General features: G+C 63.5%; 2 protein-coding genes. One reads left to right on the plus strand and one right to left on the minus strand.

Annotated features, from left to right (window positions below; translation table 11 throughout):
- Positions 1 to 250: 250 nt before the first annotated feature.
- Positions 251 to 2,992, minus strand: a complete 2,742-nt coding sequence (acnA, locus tag ACK1VC_RS17060) for an aconitate hydratase AcnA (protein WP_016485616.1) — start codon at positions 2,990 to 2,992, stop codon at positions 251 to 253.
- A 224-nt stretch (positions 2,993 to 3,216) separates the two neighbouring features.
- Between acnA and rlmM the strand changes: the two genes are divergently transcribed.
- A complete protein-coding gene (rlmM, locus tag ACK1VC_RS17065; protein ID WP_191087430.1) occupies positions 3,217 to 4,281 on the plus strand; it encodes a 23S rRNA (cytidine(2498)-2'-O)-methyltransferase RlmM in 1,065 nt (354 codons plus the stop codon).
- Positions 4,282 to 4,795: the final 514 nt, after the last annotated feature.

A 4,795-nucleotide genomic window follows, 5' to 3' on the forward strand; every position in this document is an offset into this window, starting at 1 on the left:
CCGCGCGGCGCATCGCGAGCTGGCGCTCGCTCCTACGTTTGTTTCGGGCCAATTTTTCCTGTGCGATTTGCGCGCGAACGCCTTGGCGCATGGCTCGATATCGAGTCGTACAAACAAGGCGGTCGCGCGCGCCTGCCACAGGCATAACTGGCCCGAAACAAACGTAGGAGCGAGCGCCAGCTCGCGATGCGCCGCGCGGGCGGCGCTCGGTCTCGGGAGCGCCGCAAATCTGCAGCCGAACCTCCCAGCCTCAGCCAGCGATCATCTGTCGCAACACATAGTGCAGGATTCCGCCGGCCTTGAAGTACTCCACCTCATTCAAGGTATCGATCCGGCACAACACTTCGATCTGTTCCTGCTGCCCGTCTTCGCGGGTAATGCGCAACGGCAGGCTCATGCCCGGGCGGATCTGTGCACCGTTCAAGCCCAGCACATCGATCCGCTCCTTGCCGGTCAGCACCAGTTGCTTGCGGTCGTGGCCGGCCTTGAACTGCAGCGGCAGCACGCCCATGCCCACCAGGTTGGAGCGGTGAATGCGCTCGAAACTCTCCGCCAGCACCGCTTTGATGCCCAGCAGGTTTGTACCCTTGGCCGCCCAGTCGCGGCTCGAGCCGGTGCCGTATTCCTGGCCGGCGATTACCACCAGTGGGGTGCCTTCCTGCTGGTAGCGCATGGCCGCGTCGTAGATCGACAGCTTTTCGCCAGTAGGCACGTGCAAGGTATTGCCGCCTTCTTCCCCGCCCAGCATTTCGTTGCGGATACGGATGTTGGCGAAGGTGCCGCGCATCATGACTTCATGGTTGCCGCGCCGCGAACCGTATGAGTTGAAATCGCGCGGTTCCACGCCCTTTTCACGCAGGTAGCGCCCGGCAGGGCTGTCGGCCTTGATGTTGCCGGCAGGGGAGATGTGGTCGGTGGTCACCGAGTCGCCCAGCAGCGCCAGCACCCGGGCGCCTTGGATGTCGGCGATTTGTGGCGGCGGCCCGGCGATATCGTCGAAGAACGGCGGGTGCTGAATGTAGGTTGAGTCGGCCTGCCACACATAGGTGGCAGCCTGTGGCACCTCGATGGCCTGCCACTGCGCATCGCCGGCAAACACTTCGGCGTATTCCTTGTGGAACATCGCGGTATCGACCTTGGCCACGGCCGCAGCAATTTCCTGCTGGCTGGGCCAGATATCGTGCAGGTACACCGGTTGCCCGTCCTTGCCGGTGCCCAGCGGGTCGCGAGTCAGGTCAAGGCGAACGCTGCCGGCCAGTGCGTAAGCCACTACCAACGGTGGCGAAGCCAGCCAGTTGGTTTTGACCAGTGGGTGCACGCGGCCTTCGAAGTTGCGGTTGCCCGACAGCACCGAGGCTACGGTAAGGTCGGCGCTGCCGATGGCTTTCTCGATCGCTTCGTCCAGCGGGCCCGAGTTGCCGATGCAGGTGGTGCAGCCATAGCCGACCAGGTCGAAGCCCAGTTGCTCAAGGTAGGGGGTGAGCCCGGCGGCCTTGAAATAGTCCGTGACAACCTTGGAGCCTGGTGCCAGGGAACTCTTGACCCAGGGTTTGCGTTGCAGGCCTTTTTCCACGGCCTTTTTGGCCACCAGCCCGGCAGCCATCATCACGCTGGGGTTGGAGGTGTTGGTGCACGAGGTGATCGCCGCAATTACCACGGCGCCATCGCGCAGGGTGTGAGTCTGGCCTGCATGGCTGTAATCGATCTCGCCAGCCTGGTCGGCGTTGCCCACCGCTACGCCGCCCCCGCCCTCGCTTTCCAGGCGGCCGACTTCTTTTGCCAGTGGCTTGGGCTGCAGTTCGATGAAATGGTCAAAGGCCTGACTGACCTGGCCCAGCGCCACGCGGTCCTGTGGCCGTTTCGGCCCGGCCAGGCTTGCTTCGACCTCGTGCATGTCCAGTGCCAGGCTGTCGCTGAACAGCGGCTCCTGCCCCGGCAGGCGCCACAGGCCTTGGGCCTTGCAGTACTGCTCGACCAGTTGCACTGTCGCTTCGGGGCGGCCCGACAGGCGCAGATAGTCCAGCGTCACCTGGTCAACCGGGAAGAAACCGCAGGTGGCGCCATATTCGGGCGCCATATTGGCGATGGTCGCACGGTCAGCCAAGGGCAGCTCGGCCAGGCCGTCGCCATAAAATTCGACGAACTTGCCCACCACACCCTTCTTGCGCAGCATCTGCGTCACCGTCAGTACCAGGTCGGTGGCGGTAATACCTTCGCGCAGCTTGCCGGTCAGTTTGAAGCCGATTACCTCGGGGATCAGCATCGACACGGGTTGGCCGAGCATGGCCGCCTCGGCTTCGATGCCACCGACACCCCAGCCGAGCACGCCCAGGCCATTGATCATGGTGGTGTGCGAGTCGGTACCGACAAGGGTGTCGGGGAAGGCGTAAGTGCGGCCATCGGCTTCACGGGTCCAAACCGTACGGCCCAGGTATTCAAGGTTGACCTGGTGGCAGATGCCGGTGCCCGGCGGCACTACGCGGAAGTTGTCGAAGGCGCTCTGCCCCCAGCGCAAGAAAGCATAGCGCTCGCCATTGCGCTGCATTTCGATGTCCACGTTCTCGTGGAAGGCCTGCGGCGTGCCGTAATGGTCGACCATTACCGAGTGGTCGATCACCAGGTCCACCGGTGACAACGGGTTGATCCGCTGGGGGTCGCCGCCGGCCTTGGCCATTGCCGCGCGCATGGCGGCCAGGTCGACCACGGCTGGCACACCGGTGAAGTCCTGCATCAGCACCCGCGCCGGGCGGTACTGGATCTCGCGATCAGAACGCCGCTCGCTCAGCCACTGGGCGAGGGCGCGCAAGTCGTCGCCGGTGACGGTATGGCCGTCCTCCCAGCGCAGCAGGTTTTCCAGCAGCACTTTCAGCGACATGGGCAAGCGTTGCAGGTCACCCAACTGGCGGGCGGCCTCGGTAAGGCTGAAATAATGGTAGGTCTGGTCCCCGACCTGGAGGGGCTTGAGGGTGTTCAGGCTATCGAGCGAGGGCATTGCCAACTCCTTCTGCGCCGGTGCCCGGCAAATATTAAAGGTCTGCCGGTGTCACCGCTCTGTGTCGATCCGCACGGTACGGACCTGGCTGAGTGGTCAGGTTAGACCGCTTTGCGGCCCCTGACCCTTTTCTGGACCGGCGGGGCGTGTCGCAGGTTCCGAACTTCCTTTATCATCGCCGCCCTGCCGGCGCCTGTTGCGCGCCAGCCGTAGTGGAGTGAGAGATGAATACCCTGTTCATGCATTGCCGGCCTGGTTTCGAGGGCGAGGTGTGCGCCGAAATCAGCGAACATGCTGCCCGCCTTGGCATTGCGGGCTACGCCAAAGGCAAGCCGCACATTGCCAGCGCCGAGTTTGTCTGTACCGAAGAAGGCGGTGCCGAGCGGCTGATGGGGGCACTGCGTTTCAGCGAGCTGATTTTCCCGCGGCAGTGGGCCCGGGGCGGTTATGTCGAGCTGCCGGAAAGTGACCGTATCAGTGTGCTGCTGGCGCAGTTGGCCGAACTGCCGGTGTTTGGCAGCCTGTGGCTGGAAGTGCTGGACAGTAACGACGGCAAGGAATTGTCTACGTTCTGCCGCAAGTTCGAAGTGCCGCTGCGCAAAGCACTGGAAAAGGCCGGCCGCCTGGTTGACGATGCCAGCCGCCCACGCCTGCTGCTCACCTTCATCAGCGGCCGGCGGGTGTTTGCCGGTGTTGCCCCGGTCAACAACAGTGCGCTGTGGCCCATGGGTATTGCGCGCCTGAAATTCCCTCGCGAGGCGCCCAGCCGCTCGACCCTCAAGCTGGAGGAAGCGTGGCACCAGTTCATCCCGCGCGAGCAATGGGACCAGCGCCTGGGGGATGACATGACCGGCGTTGACCTGGGCGCCTCGCCAGGTGGCTGGACTTACCAGTTGGTGCGCCGGGGCATGCTGGTGACCGCCATCGACAACGGCCCGATGGCCGAAAGCCTGATGGACACTGGCCTGGTCCAGCACCTGATGGCTGATGGTTTTACCTGGCAGCCCAAGCAGCCGGTTGACTGGATGGTGTGCGACATCGTCGAGAAGCCGGCGCGCACCACCTCGCTGATCGAAACCTGGCTGGGGGAGGGGTTGTGCCGCGAGGCGGTGGTCAACCTGAAACTGCCGATGAAGCAGCGCTATGCCGAAGTGCGCCGGCTGCTCGACCGCATGGAGGCGACGTTCAAGGCGCGCAAGATCAGGGTGTCGATTGCCTGCAAGCAGCTGTATCACGACCGTGAGGAAGTGACTTGCCACCTGCGCCGGCTCGATCTGAAGCCGCGCTGAGCCCAGCGCGCTGTTCGCGCTCCAGCTGTAGCTCTTGTTCTAGCTCTTGCTTCGGTTTTTGCTTCTAAGCGCGCGGTAGTCCAGGCGACGCAGGTTGCGACTTCAGGAGGCCGAGCGCAGGGCTTGCGAAGGGAGGTGACGGGCATGGATGCCCGTCAAGCGCTGGGCCCCAGGATGGGGCCTGCAGCGCGGTCCTCCCGGGAGCAAGCCCGGAGCGAGGGGACCCCGGAGCGAAGCGCAGGGGCCGGATGATGGGAGCGGACGGCTTTGGTTACTTTGGCCAAGACCAAAGTAACCCGCCGGAAGGGCGGAAAGGTGACTCAGCGCCACCTGCGCGAACGAATGTCTACACTGTGTTGAGGCCCACCTCGCAAGAAGCTAAAAAGCGGATATGGCTGTTTTGGTGCATCGAACAGTCCGTTTGCGATGGTGACGCTGACTCACCTTTTCGCCCTTACGGCGAGTCACTTTTTGTCAGACGCGACAAAAAGTAACCAAAAAACGCTGCGCTCCG

It is taken from the genome of Pseudomonas sp. XP2 (assembly GCF_053557975.1).

Excerpts from the sequence above, each read along its gene's own strand:
- acnA (WP_016485616.1), bottom strand. The coding sequence starts at position 2,992 with ATGCCCTCGCTCGATAGCCTGAACACCCTCAAGCCCCTCCAGGTCGGG.
- rlmM (WP_191087430.1), top strand. The coding sequence starts at position 3,217 with ATGAATACCCTGTTCATGCATTGCCGGCCTGGTTTCGAGGGCGAGGTG.